The sequence below is a fragment of the Synechococcus sp. RedBA-s genome, from assembly GCF_024345495.1.
Lineage (GTDB): Bacteria > Cyanobacteriota > Cyanobacteriia > PCC-6307 > Cyanobiaceae > Regnicoccus_A.
Window position 1 is genome coordinate 14,300 of the sequence record NZ_JAGQBF010000022.1, and the last position, 16,293, is coordinate 30,592.

Annotated in this window: 16 protein-coding genes; 14 read left to right on the forward strand and 2 right to left on the reverse strand. The window is 66.7% G+C overall.

Annotated elements, in window-relative coordinates:
• The first annotated feature begins 14 nt into the window (after positions 1-14).
• The 7 genes from KBY67_RS10205 (at position 15) to ccsB (ending at position 6,641) form a co-directional block, all read left to right on the forward strand.
• A complete protein-coding gene (locus KBY67_RS10205; protein WP_255110919.1) occupies positions 15-761 on the forward strand; it encodes a M15 family metallopeptidase in 747 nt (248 codons plus the stop codon).
• Between the two features lie 155 nt (positions 762-916).
• A complete protein-coding gene (gene typA, locus KBY67_RS10210) occupies positions 917-2,722 on the forward strand; it encodes a translational GTPase TypA (protein WP_255110920.1) in 1,806 nt (601 codons plus the stop codon).
• Complete coding sequence (locus KBY67_RS10215) at positions 2,719-3,084, forward strand: DUF309 domain-containing protein (protein WP_255110921.1); 366 nt, start codon at positions 2,719-2,721, stop codon at positions 3,082-3,084. The genes typA and KBY67_RS10215 overlap by 4 nt, the downstream gene beginning before the upstream one ends.
• Before the next feature lie 84 nt (positions 3,085-3,168).
• A complete protein-coding gene (locus tag KBY67_RS10220; protein WP_255110922.1) occupies positions 3,169-3,732 on the forward strand; it encodes an LPS-assembly protein LptD in 564 nt (187 codons plus the stop codon).
• Positions 3,729-4,457 carry an LPS export ABC transporter ATP-binding protein gene (lptB, locus tag KBY67_RS10225; protein WP_255110923.1) on the forward strand — a complete coding sequence of 243 codons (729 nt, stop codon included), beginning with the start codon at positions 3,729-3,731 and terminating at the stop codon, positions 4,455-4,457. Before KBY67_RS10220 ends, lptB begins: the two co-directional genes overlap by 4 nt.
• Positions 4,454-5,662 carry an LptF/LptG family permease gene (locus tag KBY67_RS10230; protein ID WP_255110924.1) on the forward strand — a complete coding sequence of 403 codons (1,209 nt, stop codon included), beginning with the start codon at positions 4,454-4,456 and terminating at the stop codon, positions 5,660-5,662. The genes lptB and KBY67_RS10230 overlap by 4 nt, the downstream gene beginning before the upstream one ends.
• Before the next feature lie 70 nt (positions 5,663-5,732).
• Positions 5,733-6,641, forward strand: a complete 909-nt coding sequence (gene ccsB, locus KBY67_RS10235) for a c-type cytochrome biogenesis protein CcsB (protein WP_255110925.1) — start codon at positions 5,733-5,735, stop codon at positions 6,639-6,641.
• Between the two features lie 124 nt (positions 6,642-6,765).
• Here the strand turns inward: ccsB and rpe are convergent, their stop codons facing one another.
• Positions 6,766-7,449: a ribulose-phosphate 3-epimerase gene (rpe, locus tag KBY67_RS10240; protein WP_255110926.1), complete on the reverse strand. Its 684-nt coding sequence runs from the start codon at positions 7,447-7,449 to the stop codon at positions 6,766-6,768.
• A 166-nt stretch (positions 7,450-7,615) separates the two neighbouring features.
• Here rpe and glpX point away from each other — a divergent pair, with 166 nt between their 5' ends.
• From glpX to KBY67_RS10275, 7 genes are all read left to right on the forward strand, one after another.
• Positions 7,616-8,620, forward strand: coding sequence for a class II fructose-bisphosphatase (glpX, locus tag KBY67_RS10245; protein WP_255110927.1), 1,005 nt, complete (start codon positions 7,616-7,618; stop codon positions 8,618-8,620).
• 10 nt (positions 8,621-8,630) lie between these two features.
• Positions 8,631-9,941 carry a glutamyl-tRNA reductase gene (locus tag KBY67_RS10250; RefSeq protein WP_255110928.1) on the forward strand — a complete coding sequence of 437 codons (1,311 nt, stop codon included), beginning with the start codon at positions 8,631-8,633 and terminating at the stop codon, positions 9,939-9,941.
• A 122-nt stretch (positions 9,942-10,063) separates the two neighbouring features.
• Positions 10,064-11,359, forward strand: coding sequence for a glucose-1-phosphate adenylyltransferase (locus KBY67_RS10255; protein WP_255110929.1), 1,296 nt, complete (start codon positions 10,064-10,066; stop codon positions 11,357-11,359).
• 87 nt (positions 11,360-11,446) lie between these two features.
• On the forward strand, positions 11,447-12,865 hold the full coding sequence (gene gndA, locus KBY67_RS10260; protein ID WP_255110930.1) for an NADP-dependent phosphogluconate dehydrogenase: 1,419 nt from the start codon (positions 11,447-11,449) through the stop codon (positions 12,863-12,865).
• Complete coding sequence (gene pgl / locus KBY67_RS10265; protein WP_255110931.1) at positions 12,865-13,596, forward strand: 6-phosphogluconolactonase; 732 nt, start codon at positions 12,865-12,867, stop codon at positions 13,594-13,596. Before gndA ends, pgl begins: the two co-directional genes overlap by 1 nt.
• Before the next feature lie 14 nt (positions 13,597-13,610).
• Positions 13,611-14,165: a CIA30 family protein gene (locus tag KBY67_RS10270; RefSeq protein WP_255110956.1), complete on the forward strand. Its 555-nt coding sequence runs from the start codon at positions 13,611-13,613 to the stop codon at positions 14,163-14,165.
• 1 nt (position 14,166) lies between these two features.
• The gene (locus tag KBY67_RS10275; RefSeq protein ID WP_255110932.1) at positions 14,167-14,604 is read left to right on the forward strand and encodes a hypothetical protein; all 438 of its coding nucleotides are present in this window, start codon (positions 14,167-14,169) and stop codon (positions 14,602-14,604) included.
• On the opposite strand, the gene ilvD is transcribed toward KBY67_RS10275, so the two are convergent.
• On the reverse strand, positions 14,595-16,265 hold the full coding sequence (gene ilvD / locus KBY67_RS10280) for a dihydroxy-acid dehydratase (RefSeq protein ID WP_255110933.1): 1,671 nt from the start codon (positions 16,263-16,265) through the stop codon (positions 14,595-14,597). The two genes, KBY67_RS10275 and ilvD, sit on opposite strands and share 10 nt — an antisense overlap.
• Positions 16,266-16,293 lie beyond the last annotated feature (28 nt).

Here is a 16,293-nt window from a genome sequence, read left to right on the forward strand (position 1 = left end):
TGTTACGAGCTTGCGTGCCACCGCGGAGGCCGCCGCGCCTGAAGGGCAACGAACAGCGCGACGATCTGCCGGTGGCACGCCGCTCCCTGCCCCAGGGCGGTGGCCGCAGGGGCCTGCTCAAACCCGTGGCCACCACAACCGCCGTGCTGCTGCTGTTGACCGCCGGTGGGGTGCTGCTCTTCCTTCAGCCCCTGCGGCGCCAGCTGGCGCCGCAGGGGCTGCCCGGTCTTGAGGCGCGCACCAGCCCCGACGGCCGCCTGCTGGCTCACTTCCCCTACCCCGAAGCAGCCAGCGGCACCCTGGTGGCGGTGGCCCCAGGCCTGAAGCTGAAGCCCGAGGCCGCCGAGGCCCTGCTGGCCATGCAGCGCGCCGCCGCCGCCGAGGGAGTGGATCTGCGCCTGCTCAGCGCCTTTCGATCCATTGAGTTACAGAAAAGAATTTTTTTCGACGTCAAGGCCGAGCGCAACCAGAGTGCCCAGGAGCGGGCCCAGGTGAGCGCACCGCCGGGGTTCTCAGAGCACAGCACCGGCTATGCGGTGGATCTCGGTGACGGCACCAGCCCCAAGAGCCACCTGGGTGAAGGATTCGATCGCACCCCCGCTTTCCGCTGGCTCAAGGCCCATGCCAATCGCTTCCACTACCAGCTGTCGTTTCCCAGGGGCAACAGCCAGGGGGTGAGCTATGAGCCCTGGCACTGGCGTTACGAGGGGTCTTTGGAGGCCCTGCGCCTGTTCGAACCGGCCCGGCAACTGAGCCGTTGACTGAGCCGTTGATCGAACCCTGGCTGGGTCGCGGCAGCGGCCCAGGCTTCCCTTAACCGATGAAAGCAGGGGCCTTTAGGTGGTGTTGCGATAAGGTGATGGATTGTTGCAACCGGTCTCGGTTGCTGCCGACAAGATTAAGCGAGAGATCCCGTATGAGCGCCAAGCAGTGCGCATCGATCCGCAACATCGCGATCATTGCCCACGTGGACCACGGCAAAACCACCCTGGTGGATGCCCTGCTTCAACAGTCCGGCATCTATCGCGAAGGCGAAGCCGTTCCCATCTGTGTTATGGACTCCAACGAACTGGAGCGTGAGCGCGGCATCACCATTCTCTCCAAGAACACGGCGGTCACCTACGCAGGCACCCGCATCAATATCGTTGACACCCCCGGCCACGCCGACTTCGGCGGTGAAGTGGAGCGCGTGCTGGGCATGGTGGATGGGGCGCTGCTGATCGTCGACGCCAACGAGGGGCCGATGCCCCAGACCCGTTTCGTGCTCAAGAAGGCCCTGGAGCAGGGTTTGCGGCCGATCGTCTTCGTCAACAAGATCGACCGGGCCCGCGTGGACCCCGAGCAGGCCGTCGACAAGGTGCTGGATCTCTTCCTCGAGCTGGGCGCCGACGACGACCAGTGCGACTTTCCCTATCTCTTCGGCAGTGGCATGGCCGGCTACGCCAAGCCCGACATGGCCACCGAGAGCGAGAACATGAAGCCGCTCTTCGACGCCATCCTGCGCCACGTGCCGCCTCCGGTGGGCGACCCCGAGAAGCCCCTGCAGATGCAGGTGACCACGCTCGATTACTCCGATTTCATCGGACGCATCATGATCGGCCGGGTGCACAACGGCACGATCAAGGCCGGCCAGAGCGCAGCGCTGATCCGCGATGACGGCACCATCAAGCGCGGCCGCATCAGCAAGCTGCTGGGCTTTGAAGGGCTGGCCCGGGTGGAGATCCCCGAGGCTCGCGCCGGTGACCTGGTGGCCGTGGCCGGTTTCGATGAGGTGAACATCGGCGAGACCATCGCCTGTCCCGATCACCCCGAAGCCCTGCCGCTGATCCGGGTGGATGAACCCACCCTGCAGATGACCTTCGTGGTCAACGACTCCCCCTTCGCCGGCAAGGAAGGCAAATTTGTCACCAGCCGCCAGCTGCGTGATCGCCTGCAGAAGGAGCTCCTCACCAACGTGGCCCTGCGGGTGGAGGACACCGACTCTCCGGACCGCTTCGCCGTCAGCGGCCGCGGTGAGCTGCACCTCGGCATCCTGATCGAGACCATGCGCCGGGAAGGCTTCGAATTCCAGGTGTCGCAACCCCAGGTGATCTTCCGCACCATCGATGGCACCCCCTGCGAACCGGTGGAGACCCTGGTGATGGATGTCCCCGAGGATGCCGTCGGCAGCTGCATCGAGAAGCTGGGCATGCGCAAGGGCGAGATGCAGAACATGGAAACCGGCAGTGATGGCCGCACGCAGCTCGAGTTCGTGGTGCCGGCCAGGGGCCTGATCGGCTTCCGGGGTGAGTTCGTGCGGGCCACCCGGGGCGAGGGGATCATGAGCCACTCCTTCTTCGAGTACCGCCCGATGCAGGGGGATTTCGAAGCGCGCCGCAATGGCGTGCTGATTGCCTACGAGGAGGGCACCGCCACCTTCTATGCCCTCAAGGGCGCCGAAGACCGCGGTCAGTTCTTCATCACCCCCGGCGCCAAGGTGTACAAGGGCATGATCGTCGGCGAGCACAACCGTCCGCCCGATCTCGAGCTCAACGTCTGCAAGGCCAAGCAGGTGACCAACATCCGCTCGGCCGGTGCTGAGGTGCTCGACACCCTGCAGTCGCCGATCCAGATGACCCTGGAGCGGGCCCTGGAGTACATCGGTCCCGACGAGATGCTGGAGGTGACGCCGGAATCGATCCGGCTGCGCAAGCTGCCGTCGAAGAAGCCCGCCAAGCGTTGATCGAGGCCCTTGAGGACGACCCCCGCTTCCGGCAGGCGGTCGTCCTTTTTAATGGCGGCCAGTGGTATGGCTGCCACGACGGCCTTGAAGAGCTGTGGCATGAAACCCTGGGCCCGGATCGACCCGTACTCCAGGGGATTCTCCAGATCGCCGTGGCCCACCTCCACCTAGAGAGCGGCAACCGCAATGGCGCCACGGTGTTGCTGGGAGAAGGGTTGGGCCGTCTGGCCCACAGCGGTCCTGAGGCCCTCGGCCTTGACCTCGACCACCTGCGCCAGGCCAGCAGTGTCCGGTTGAGTGCGCTCCAGGCCGGCGCTGACCCGGCCGGACTGCCCCTTCCAGAGCTGCGGCCGCAGGCCTGAGCAGTGGCTCTCAGGGGGGCAACCGGCAACCTGCCCGTAGATTGCCCACTGAAATTGGGTTTCAGATCCACCCTTACCGCTGAGATGCCGAGCACTGTCGAGCTGAACCCCCTCCAGTCGTCGGGCCCCCTGCGCTGGCGACGTCCAAGGCTGCTGAGAGCAGCCCTCAGCGCCATGGTGCTGGCGTCAGCGGCCAGCGGCCACGCCCAGCCGATCCGGCCTGGTGAGCAGGTCGGTCCGGCGTTGGAGCAAGCACCAGCAGGGGCACCAGCAGCGGCGGCCCCGGCACCCACCGGCCAGGTCACGATTGAATCCGACAGTCAGCAGGCTGACAACGTGACCGGGATCATCACCGCCACCGGCAATGTCCGGATCGTGTACCCCGATCAGCGGGTGGTGGCCACCTCCCGCCAGGCCCAGTACTTCACCCGCGAGGGGATGATCATCCTCAGCGGTGATGTGGATGTGGTCCAGGAGGACGGCAACCTGCTGAGGGCCGATCGGGTCACCTACCTGGTGGAGAGGGAGCGGGCCCTGGCCCAGCCCCTGGAGGGCCAGCAGGTGTTCAGCAAACTGCTGATTCAGACCACCCCCCGGGTTCAGCCGCCGGGTGCGCCCCTGCAGCCCCTCACCGCCCCGCCGCGATGAGTCTCTCTCTGGAGAGCGTGAGCGTGAGCCTGGGCGGTCGCCCCCTGGTAAAGGAGGTGAGCCTGGAGCTGGAACCCGGAGAGGTGGTGGGCCTGCTGGGGCCCAACGGGGCTGGCAAGACCACCACCTTCAACCTGGTGACGGGTCTGCTCAGACCCGACAGGGGTCAGGTGCTGCTGGATGGACGCCGGGTCGAAGGCCTGCCGATGCCCAAGCGGGCACGACTGGGCATCGGCTACCTGCCCCAGGAGGCCAGTGTCTTTCGCCAGCTCACCGCCCGCGAGAACCTCCAGCTGGCCCTGCAACAGAGCGGCACCCCGCTGCGGGTGCGGCGTCAGCGCCTGGAGCAGCTGATCGAGGAGTTTCATCTCGGCAGGTTCCAGGACCGGCGGGGCTACCAGCTCTCGGGCGGTGAGCGGCGGCGCTGTGAGGTGGCGCGCGCCCTGGCGGTGGGCCGCGAGGGGCCGCGCTATCTGCTGCTGGATGAACCCTTCGCCGGCGTTGATCCCCTGGCGGTGGCTGATCTGCAGGCCCTGATCGGCAGCCTGCGCCAGCGGGGCATGGGCTTGCTGATCACCGACCACAACGTGCGCGAAACCCTGGCGATCACCGATCGGGCCTACATCCTCACCGAAGGCAGCATTCTGGCCTCGGGTCCCTCTTCGGAGGTGGCCAGTGACCCCCAGGTGCGGCGTCACTATCTGGGAGAGGGATTTCAACTGTGAGCGCAACCACCAAGTCACAGGCCAGCCCGGCGGCGGTGCAACGGCTGCTGAGGCCGTTCACGCTCTCCTGGCAGCGGCTGCCCCTGATGGATCGCTGGCTCACCAACGAGCTCCTCGGTCCTCTGCTGTTCGGCGTTGCCGCCTTCACGGCGGTGTCGCTCTCGGTGGGGGTGGTTTTCGAGCTGGTGCGGCGGGTGGCCGAATCGGGGCTGCCGATGGTCACCGCCCTGCAGGTGTTGGGCCTGCGAATGCCCGGCTTCCTGGTGCTCTCCTTTCCGATGGCCACCTTGATGGCCACTCTTCTGGCCTACAGCACCCTCTCCAGCAACAGTGAGCTGATCGCCCTGCGCAGCGTGGGGGTGAGCACTTGGCGCATGGTGTTGCCGGCCCTGATCGTGGCCGTGCTGATGAGCCTGCTCACCTTCGTGTTCAACGACCTGATCGTTCCCAGCGCCAATCTGGAGGCCTCCAACACACTGAATCAGGCCCTGGGCAAGGCGATCGCGGCGGAGAAGGGCAGCAACATCATCTATTCGCGCTTCAGCCGTCGCCCCAGCAAGCTGGATGAAAGCGGCAGCGAACGCTACCTCTCCCAACTCTTCTATTCACGCCAATTCAAGGCTGGGGAAATGGAGGAGGTGACGGTGCTGGATTTCAGCCGTCCCACCGGCACCCAGATCCTCAAAGCCAAGAAGGGCATCTGGAACGAACAGGCGGGAATGTGGGAATTCCTTGATGGGCAGATCGTGCTGGTGGGCGACAGCGAAACCACCACTTCAGCCAAGTTTGATCGCTATCTCTATCCACTCGACCAGGGCCCCCTGAAGCTGGCGGCCCTGCCCAAGGATGCGGCCAACATGTCGGTGTCGCAGGCCTTGCGGGCAGAAATTCTGCTGAGGGAAGCCGGCGATCAGAAGGAATCCAGGCGGTTGCGGGTGCGCATCCAGGAAAAATTCGCCTTCCCGGCCATCTGCCTGGTGTTCGGTTTGATCGGCAGCAGCCTCGGGGTCCGGCCCAATGCCCGCACCAGCCGCAGCCAGGGGTTCGGCATCAGCGTGCTGCTGATCTTCTCCTATTACCTGATGTCGTTCATCTTCAGCTCCCTGGGGGTGAAAGGCACCCTCGGGCCTCTGCTGGCGGCCTGGTCACCGGTGCTGATCGGCCTGCTGCTGGGCCTGCTGCTGTTGCGCCAGGCCAGCCGCTGAACCGGTCCCCGTCCAGCCAGGCCTGCAGGCAGACTGGCAGGCAGATCCGCCCCGCCTAGAGCGCGCTGCAGTGAACGACCCGGTTCTCTCCCTCGGCCTGCTGGCCTTCGCCCTGCTGCTGGTGGCTCTGCCCCTGGCCTTCTGGAGCCTCAGTGGCGGCCACTCCAGCAGCCCCGTGCGCCTGCTGGTGGCCGCCGCCAACTTGAGCCTCACGGCCCAGCTGACATTGCGCTGGTGGGAGTCGGGCCACTTCCCGATCAGCAACCTCTACGAATCCCTCTGCTTCCTGGCCTGGGCCTGCACCCTCACCCAGCTGCTGGTGGAGCGCTCGTGGCCCAGTCCGCTGGTGCCCGCGGCGGCCACGCCCATGGGCCTGGGCTGCCTGGCCTTCGCCAGCTTCGCCCTGCCCGATCGGCTCCAGGAGGCCTCACCGCTGGTGCCGGCCCTTCGCTCCAGCTGGCTGGTGATGCACGTGAGCGTGATCATGGTGAGCTACGCCGCTCTGCTGGTGGGATCGCTGCTCTCGGTGGCGGTGCTATTCACCGATCGCGGCCAGGACCTGCAACTGCGCAGCAGCTCCATCGGCAGCGGCGGCTACCGCCAGGCCAAGCTGGCCACTGAGGCGGGCGAACTGCGCCTGAGCAGTGTCTCGATCGGGGTGAGCGAGCAGCTCGACAGCCTCAGTTACCGCACGATCACCGTGGGCTTCCTGCTGCTCTCGGTGGGCCTGGTGAGCGGAGCGGTGTGGGCCAATGAAGCCTGGGGCAGCTGGTGGAGCTGGGACCCCAAGGAAACCTGGGCCCTGATCTGCTGGCTGGTCTACGCCGCCTACCTGCACAGCCGCCTGAGCCGGGGCTGGCAGGGGCGCCGTCCCGCCCTGGTGGCGGCGGCGGGGCTAGTGGTGATCGTGGTCTGCTACATCGGCGTCAACCTGCTGGGCGTCGGCCTGCACAGCTACGGCTGGTTCCTGGGGGCCTGAGCCCTTCCAATCCCTCAACCGATCAGCACCAGGGATCGTCTAAACAGGTGACCATCAAAAAAGGAGACCAGGGCAAAACCTGGTCTCCAGTCCTGCTGCGCGAACAATCACTCTGAGCCGCCGCTCAGGCCAGCACGGCCTCAGGGCGGCGGCTGTGGCGAATGCCCTCGATTGCGGCACGGTAGTCGGGGGCGTTGAACACGGCCGATCCGGCCACGATGGCATTGGCGCCGGCTTCCACCACCTGCCAGGTGTTGGTGGCCTTGAGACCCCCATCCACTTCGATCCAGGGATCGAGACCGCGCTCATCGCACATCCGGCGCAGGCGTCGCACCTTCTCCACAGCCGAGGGGATGAAGCTCTGGCCGCCGAAGCCGGGGTTGACGCTCATGATCAGCACCAGATCGCAGAGCTCGAGGCAGTACTCCAGTGTTTCCAGGGGAGTGCCGGGATTGAGCACGGCGCCGGCTTTTTTGCCCAGGTCCTTGATCTGGCCCAGGTTGCGGTGCAGGTGCGGACAGGCTTCCACCTGCACGTAGATGTGGTCGGCGCCGGCCTTGGCGAAATCGCCCACATAGCGCTCGGGCTCCACGATCATCAGGTGGACATCGAGGGGCTTGCTGGTGACGGGGCGCAGGGCCTCGACGATCAGCGGGCCGATGGTGATGTTGGGAACGAAACGGCCATCCATGACGTCGACATGGATCCAGTCGGCTCCAGCCTCGTCTACGGCCCTGACCTCGTCACCGAGGCGGGCAAAATCAGCGGAAAGGATCGACGGGGCGATCACCAGAGGCTTCGTGCTCATGGTTGGGGCCACCGGGGGCAAGGGAGCTCAGCGATTGTAGGAACGCACGGTGAGGCGGCTCACACGGCGCTGATACAGTGGCGCCCGCTTCTTGTCGGAAAGACCTTGCCGCAGCTGGTCTGCCTGTCTTTCTGCTGACGCCTTCTCTCCCCCCTGCCGGACCGTCGTGGATCGCACCCTCATTCAGGAACTGCTCGAAGTCGTCGAGCAGGCCGCCATCGCCTCCGCCCACCTCACCGGGCTCGGCAAGAAAGATGAGGCCGATGCCGCCGCCGTCGAGGCGATGCGCACCCGCATGGGCTCCATCGCCATGCAGGGCCGGATTGTGATCGGCGAGGGCGAGCGCGATGAGGCGCCGATGCTCTACATCGGCGAGGAGGTGGGCAGCGGCACCGGCCCCGGCGTCGATTTCGCCGTGGATCCCTGCGAGGGCACCAACCTCTGCGCCAACGCCCAGGACGGTTCGATGGCCGTGCTGGCCGCCTCCGACCGCGGCGGCCTCTTCAATGCCCCCGACTTCTACATGAAGAAGCTGGCGGCCCCCCCGGCGGCCAAGGGCAAGGTGGACATTCGCAAGAGCGCCACTGAGAACATCGCCATCCTCAGCTCCTGCCTGGGCATGCCCGCCAGCGATCTGGTCATCGTGGTGATGGACCGCGCCCGGCACAAGGACCTGATCGCCGAGATCCGCGCCACCGGCGCCCGGGTGAAGCCCATCAGCGACGGTGACGTGCAGGCCGCGATCGCCTGTGGCTTCGCCGGCACCGGCACCCACTGCCTGATGGGCATCGGCGCCGCCCCCGAAGGGGTGATCTCCGCGGCAGCCCTGCGCTGCCTCGGCGCCCACTTCCAGGGCCAGCTGGTGTACGACCCCGCCATCGCCCAGACCAGCGAGTGGGCCGACTACACCAAGGAAGGCAACATCGAGCGGCTCAACTCGATGGGCATCACCGACATCGACAAGGTCTATGAGGCCGAGGAGCTGGCCTCCGGTGAGAACGTGGTGTTCGCCGGCAGCGGCATCACCCCCGGCCTGCTGTTCAAAGGGGTGGTGTTCGAGCGCGACTGCACCCGCACCAGCAGCCTGATCATCAGCTCGCTCGACTCGTCGGCCCGCTTCACCGATACGGTGCACATCAAGCCCGGCGCTCTCAGCGTCGCCCTGCGCTGAGCCGCCCCCCATGCACATCGCCGTCGTCGGCCTCAGCCACCGCACGGCTCCGGTCGAGATCCGGGAGCGACTGAGCATCCCCGAGCAGACCATGGAGGAATCTCTCCAGAATCTGCGCGGGGACTCCCAGATACTCGAGGCCTCCATCCTCAGCACCTGCAACCGGCTCGAGATCTACACCCTGCTGCGCAGCCCCGAGCAGGGGATCCATGCCGTGGGCAGCTTCCTGAGCCAGCACTCCGGGCTGGATTTCGGTGAGCTCACGCCCCATCTGTTCACCTACCACCACGAGGAAGCGGTGGCGCACCTGCTGCGGGTGGCCGCTGGCCTCGACAGCCTCGTGCTGGGGGAGGGCCAGATCCTCTCCCAGGTGAAGAAGATGGTGCGGCTGGGCCAGGAACACGGTTCGATCGGACCGATCCTCAACCGTCTGCTCAACCAGGCGGTGAGCACCGGCAAGCGGGTGCGCAGCGAAACCAACCTCGGCACCGGAGCGGTCTCGATCAGCTCCGCCGCCGTGGAACTGGCCCAGCTCAAGGTGGGCCAGGCCCGCGGCCTCGACGAACTGGTGCCGCTGGATCAGGAGCAGGTAGCGGTGGTGGGGGCCGGGCGCATGGCCCGGCTGCTGCTGCAGCACCTCCAGTCCAAGGGCTGTCGCGGCCTGGTGCTGCTCAACCGCACAGCCGAGCGAGCCGAGGCCCTCGCCGCCGACTTTCCCGAGTTCCCTGTCCAGTGCCGCCCCCTGAGCGACCTGGACCACTGCCTGAGCACCTGCTCCCTGGTGTTCACCAGCACCGGAGCGGAGGAGCCGATCATCGACGCCGGGCGGCTCGAAGGCCTCAACCGGCGCTCCTCGCTGATGCTCATCGACATCGGTGTGCCGCGCAACATCAGCGCCGATGTGGGCCAGCTCGCCGGGGTTGATTCCTTCGACGTCGACGACCTCCAGGAGGTCGTGACCCGCAACCAGGAGGCCCGGCGCGACATCGCCGCCGAAGCCGAGGGGCTGCTGCAGGAGGAGGCCCGTCAGTTTCTGGAGTGGTGGGATGGACTTGAGGCGGTGCCCACCCTCAACCGCCTGCGCCAGCAGCTGGAGCAGATCCGCGAGCAGGAATTGCAGAAGGCCCTCAGCCGCATGGGCCCCGACCTCTCGGTGCGGGAGCGCAAGGTGGTGGAGGCCCTGAGCAAGGGCATCATCAACAAGATCCTGCACAGCCCGGTCACCAACCTGCGGGCGCCCCAGCCCCGCCAGCAGCGCCATCAGGCGATGCAGGTGCTGCACCAGCTGTTTGCCCTCGACGCCGAGGACGACGAGGGTTGATGTCGCTGGGGCTACAGCGGTTATCCACGTTTTTGGTCTCAGCCAAGGGTTGGCGAGCTTTGCAAGGCCCCCGATCCGGTACGGTGCTCCCACGCTGACGGCAGCAGTCTCGGAGGGCAGTGATGAAGCGGGTTCTGGCGATCATTCTCGGCGGAGGCGCCGGCACCCGTCTCTATCCCCTCACGAAGATGCGGGCCAAGCCGGCTGTACCGCTCGCCGGCAAGTATCGCCTGATCGATATTCCCATCAGCAACTGCATCAACTCGGGGATCAACAAGATCTACGTGCTGACACAGTTCAACAGCGCCTCCCTCAACCGCCACCTCACCCAGAGCTACAACCTCTCCGCAGGCTTCGGCCAGGGGTTCGTCGAAGTGTTGGCCGCCCAGCAGACCCCCGAGAGCCCCAGCTGGTTCGAGGGCACCGCCGATGCCGTGCGCAAATACCAGTGGCTGTTCCAGGAATGGGACGTGGATCAGTACCTGATCCTCTCCGGTGATCAGCTCTACCGGATGGACTACAGCCGTTTCGTCGATCACCACATCCAGTCGGGCGCTGACCTCACGGTGGGAGCCCTGCCGGTGGATGGCGCCCAGGCCGAGGGTTTCGGGCTGATGCGCACCGACCTCGATGGCCGCATCCGTGAGTTCTCCGAAAAACCCAAGGGCGCAGCCCTGGAGGCCATGAGGGTGGACACCGCCAAGCTGGGGCTGGCGGAAGCCGAAGCCGCCCGCAGGCCCTACCTGGCTTCGATGGGCATCTACGTCTTCAGCCGCAACACCCTCTTCGATCTGCTGGCGCAGAACCCCGGCTCCACTGATTTCGGCCAGGAGATCATTCCCACCGCCCTCGGTCAGGGAGACAACCTCAGGGCCTACCTGTTCGACGACTACTGGGAGGACATCGGCACGATCGGGGCCTTCTACGAAGCCAACCTGGCCCTGACCGACCAGCCCAGGCCCGCCTTCTCCTTCTACGACGAGAAGTTCCCGATCTACACCCGGCCCCGCTACCTGCCCCCGAGCAAACTGCTGGAGGCCCAGGTCACCCAGTCGATCATCGGCGAAGGATCCCTGCTGCAGAATTGCAGCATTCACCACTGCGTGCTCGGCGTGCGCTCCCGGATCGAAGGGGAGGTGGTGCTGCAGGACACCCTGGTGATGGGTGCCGACTTCTTTGAATCCTCCGAGGAGCGGGCCGTGCTGCGCGAACGGGGCGGCATTCCGGTGGGTGTGGGTCGTGGCACCACCGTGCGGCGAGCGATCCTCGACAAGAACGTGCGCATCGGCAGCAACGTCACGATCGTGAACAAGGACCGGATTGAGGAGGCGGATCGCCCGGAGCTGGGCTTCTACATCCGCAACGGCATCGTGGTTGTGGAGAAGAACGCCACCATCGCCAACGGCACCGTGATCTGAGCGCTTGCTGACAGAGAGCCCGAGCCAACGGCGTTCGGGCAGGCGCAAGGCCACACTGAAGCCGAACGGCCTGCACGCCAACTTCTCATGAGCAAAGCACACTTCGGCCTGATCGGCCTCGGAGTGATGGGCGAGAACCTGGTCCTCAACGCCGAACGCAACGGTTACTCCAGCGTCGTCTTCAACCGCACCTACGCCAAGACCGAAGACTTCCTCAAGGGGCGGGCCGCCGGGCTGAACATCATCGGCGCCCACACCCTTGAGGAGTTCGTCGGCGCCCTGGAGCGGCCCCGCCGCATCCTGATGATGATCAAGGCGGGCTCACCCATCGACGCCATGATCGCCCAGATCTCGCCGTTGCTGGAGGACGGCGATCTGCTGATCGACGGCGGCAACTCCCTCTACACCGACACCGAGCGGCGGGTGAAGGAGCTGGAGAGCCGGAGCTTCGGCTACATCGGCATGGGGGTCTCCGGCGGCGCCAAGGGGGCCCTGGAGGGTCCGAGCATGATGCCCGGCGGCACCAAGGCCGCCTACGACGCCATCGAAGGGCTGGTGCGCAAGATGGCCGCCCAGGTCGACGACGGCCCGTGCGTCACCTACATCGGCCCCGGCGGTGCCGGCCATTTCGTCAAGACCGTCCACAACGGCATTGAGTACGGGATCGAGCAGATCCTGGTGGAGGCCTACGACCTGATGAAGCGCTGCGCCGGCATGGATGGCCTGGCGATGGCCCAGGTGTTCGACGGCTGGAACCAGCTCGAGGAGCTCTCCTCCTATCTGGTGGAGATCACCGAGGTCTGCCTGCGCACCCGTGATCCCGAGGATGGCGGTGATCTGGTGGAGAAGATCCTCGACGTGGCCGGTCAGAAGGGCACCGGTCTGTGGACCGTGGTCAGCGCCCTGGAGATGGGAGTGCCGGTGCCCACCATCTACGCGGCGCTCAATGGCCGGGTGATGAGCTCCCTGCACACCGAGCGTCTGGCGGCGGCCAGCGTGATCGATGCCCCGGCAGCGGCCGCAGCGGTGTCTCTGGGGGAACCCTCCGAGGGCATGCCGGCCCTGCGTGATGCCATCACTCTGGCCTGCATCGCCAGCTACGCCCAGGGCATGGCCCTGATGGTGGAGGCCTCCGCCCTGCACGACTACAACCTCAACCTCTCCTCGATCGCCCAGATCTGGAAGGGGGGCTGCATCATTCGCGCCAAGTTGCTGCAGCGCATCCAGAACGCCTACGACACCAATCCGGATCTGGCCAACCTGATGGTGGACCCCTGGTTCGCCGAGCAGGTGAACACGCGCCTGAGCGGCCTGCGTCAGGTGGTGGCCGGTGCGGCCCTGGCCGGCATTCCCGTGCCCTGCCTGAGCAGCACCCTCGATTACATCGACAGCTACCGCACGGCGCGCCTACCCCAGAACCTGCTGCAGGCCATGCGCGACTGTTTCGGCGCCCACACCTACCAGCGGGTGGACCGGGACGGCAGCTTCCACACCGAGTGGCTGTGATGCGCAGCCAGCCACCGGCCACCTACCGGCTCGAAGTGGCCGCCGATGGCGAGGAACTGGCCCGGCGCACCGCCGAGACCATCGCCGCCTGCATCGATCTGGCCCTGGCCCAGCGCGATCGGGCCCAGATCGCCCTCGCCGGCGGTGGCACCCCCGCCGCCGCCTACCGGCTGCTGGCGAGGGAGCGGCTGCCCTGGCAACGGGTGGATGTGCTGCTGGGCGATGAACGCTGGGTGGCTGCCGACGACCCCTCCAGCAACGCCCTGATGCTGCGCCAGACCCTGCTGGCGGAGGGCCCTGGCTCCGAGGCCCATTTCCAGCCGGTGCCCACCGATCTGGAGAGCCCCGAGGCCAGTGCCGCCGCCTATGCCGCCCTGGTGGCCAGAACCTGCCCCGGGGATCCACCGGTCTTCGATCTGGTGCTGCTGGGGCTCGGGGAAGACGGCCACACGGCCTCGCTCTTTCCAGGCACTCCCGCCCTGGCGGTGAACGATCGGGAGGCCACGGTGAGCGAAGGCAAGGGGCTACCCCGCGTCACCCTCACCGCTCCGGTGCTGAGCGCGGCGCGCCAGGTGCTGTTCCAGGTGAGCGGAGCGGGCAAGCAGCAGGCCCTGCGCCGATTGCTGGATCCCGACGAATCACCCGAGCGCACCCCGGCCCGGCTGGTGAGCCCCCGTCAGCCGGTACTGATCCTCGCCGATGCCGCCGCTGCGGCAGGCTTGGAGGAGTGATCGAACTGGCCCTGATGGTGGCACCTCTGCTAGTGGTGAGCGGTGATGGCTTCAGCGGCTGGCTGGCCCTCAACGACACGATCATGGGCGGGAGCAGCAGCGGCGTCTGCCGCAGCGGACCATCAGGGCTGGTGCTGGAGGCGGAGGTGGTCGAAGCCGGCGGCGGCTTCGTCAGCTGCCGCTCCCCCCTGTTCTCGCCGCCCCTGGATCTGAGCGCCTACCGGGCGCTGCAGCTCGATCTGCGCGGCGATGGTCGGCGCTACAAGCTGGCGGTGGCCTGCGCCGATGGGGTGGCCGGCCTCACCGAGCTGATCCCGGGGGGGCTGCGCTGGGTGAGCGAGTTCGCCACCAGCCCTGAGGGCCCCACCACGGTGGAGATCCCCTTCAGCCAGCTGAAACCCTCGCTGCGAGCCCAGCCCATGACCCTGCCGCTGCTGCGCTTTGATGGCGGCCGGATCACGCGGCTGCAGATCCTGCACTCCAGATTCGGTGACGATGGCCGGCCCAACCCCGGCTTCCGCGCCGGTGCCCTGCGCCTTGAGGTGGAAGCGATCCGGGCCGTTCCCTGAGGTGGAGAGCCTCAGCGCAGCCGTTGATGGGCCCGGCCCCAGCAACCTGCTCAGTCGGGTGGCGGCAGCGGCTGATCTCTGCATGAAGCCGAACCGGCACGCTGTGGTGATCAACTCCGGCGCACCTGAGCTGATCTCGGCGAGGCCTGAGGCCGAGCCAGGCAAAGATGAATGCACATTGCGGCTGCTCTGCCGCCGGGCCGATGGCGAGCGAACAGAGCTCAACGACATCGAGCTGGAGTTTTACCGCAGCGGCGAAGATCTGCACCTGATGCTGAGCTGGCCCGAGCAAACAGATCAACCGATGCTCTGGCAGGGCCATCACCCGGTCTGGATGGATGGCGACAGCGGCCAGCGCTGCGAGCGCCCGCCCGCCGGTGCGGCGCTGGAGGCCCTGGCCCGGCGGCTGCGGGCCCTGTTCAGCCCTGCTCAGTCCTGATCGGTGACGGCCCCCAGGCTGCTGCTGCTCACCAGCCGCGCGTACTTGCCCAGCACTCCCCTGCGGTAGCGGGGCTCGGGTGCCGCCCAGGCCGCCCGGCGCCGCTCCAGCTCGCCCGCGTCCACATTGAGCTGGATGAGCAGCTGGTGCGCATCCACCGTGATGCTGTCGCCCTCCCGCACCAGGGCGATGGTGCCGCCCACGGCGGCCTCGGGGGCCACATGGCCCACCACCAGGCCATAGGAACCACCGCTGAAGCGGCCGTCGGTGATCAGCGCCACCGATTCCCCCAGCCCCTGACCCACGATCGCGGCCGTGGGAGAGAGCATCTCGCGCATGCCGGGCCCGCCCACCGGCCCCTCGTAGCGCACCACCACCACATCACCGGCATGGACCCCACCGGCGAGGATCGCCTCCAGGGCACTCTCCTCACTCTCGAACACCCGGGCAGGGCCGGTGATCACCGGGGTCTTGACACCACTGATCTTGGCGACGGCCCCCTCGGTGGCCAGGTTGCCCTTGAGGATCGCCAGGTGACCCTTGGCATAGAGGGGATTGGAGAGGGGCCGGATCACCTCCTGATCGGCCGGGGGCTCGCTGGGCACGTCGGCCAGCACCTGCTTGAGCGTGAGGCCCTCGATCGTGCGGCAGTCGCCGTGCAGTAGACCCGCATCCAGCAGCAGCTTCATCACCTGAGGGATGCCACCGGAGCGGTGCAGATCCACCGTCACGAAACGGCCGCTGGGCTTGAGATCGCAGATCACCGGCACCCGCTGACGGATGGTTTCGAAATCATCGATCGTGAGCGGCACCTCGGCGGTGCTGGCGATCGCCAGCAGGTGCAACACCGAATTGGTGGAGCCCCCCACCGCCATGATCACGCTGATGGCGTTCTCGATCGCCTCGCGGGTGATCAGATCACGGGGACAGATGTTGGCCTCGATCGCCCGCACCAGCACTTCGGCGGAGCGGCTGGCGCTCTCGGCCTTCTCGGGATCCTCGGCCGCCATGGTGGAGCTGCCCGGCAGGCTCAGGCCCATGGCCTCAAAGGCGGAGCTCATCGTGTTGGCGGTGAACATGCCGCCGCAGCTTCCGGCTCCAGGGCAGGCGTTCTTCTCGATCGCCAGCAGTTCGTCTTCATTGATGAGGCCGCCGGAGAACTGGCCCACCGCCTCGAAAGCACTGACCACAGTGAGGTCACAGGGGCCGAGCTTGCCGGGTTTGATCGTGCCGCCATACACGAAGATCGCCGGGATGTTCATGCGCGCCATCGCCAGCATGGCGCCGGGCATGTTCTTGTCGCAGCCGCCGATGGCCAGCAGGCCATCCATGCTCTGGGCGCTGCAGGCGGTTTCGATCGAATCGGCGATCACCTCGCGGCTCACCAGGGAGTACTTCATCCCCTCGGTGCCCATCGAGATGCCGTCGCTGACGGTGATCGTGCCGAACATCTGCGGCATGGCCCCCGCCAGGCGGGCGGATTCCTCAGCGCAGCGGGCCAGATCGTTGAGGCCGATGTTGCAGGGCGTGATCGTGCTGTAGCCGTTGGCGATGCCGATGATCGGCTTGTTGAAATCACCGTCGCCAAAACCGACGGCCCGCAGCATGGCCCGATTGGGAGAACGCTGAACCCCTGCGGTGATAGCGGCGGAACGGAGCATGAACCCTTCAGTGGCACCGGAAGCAACT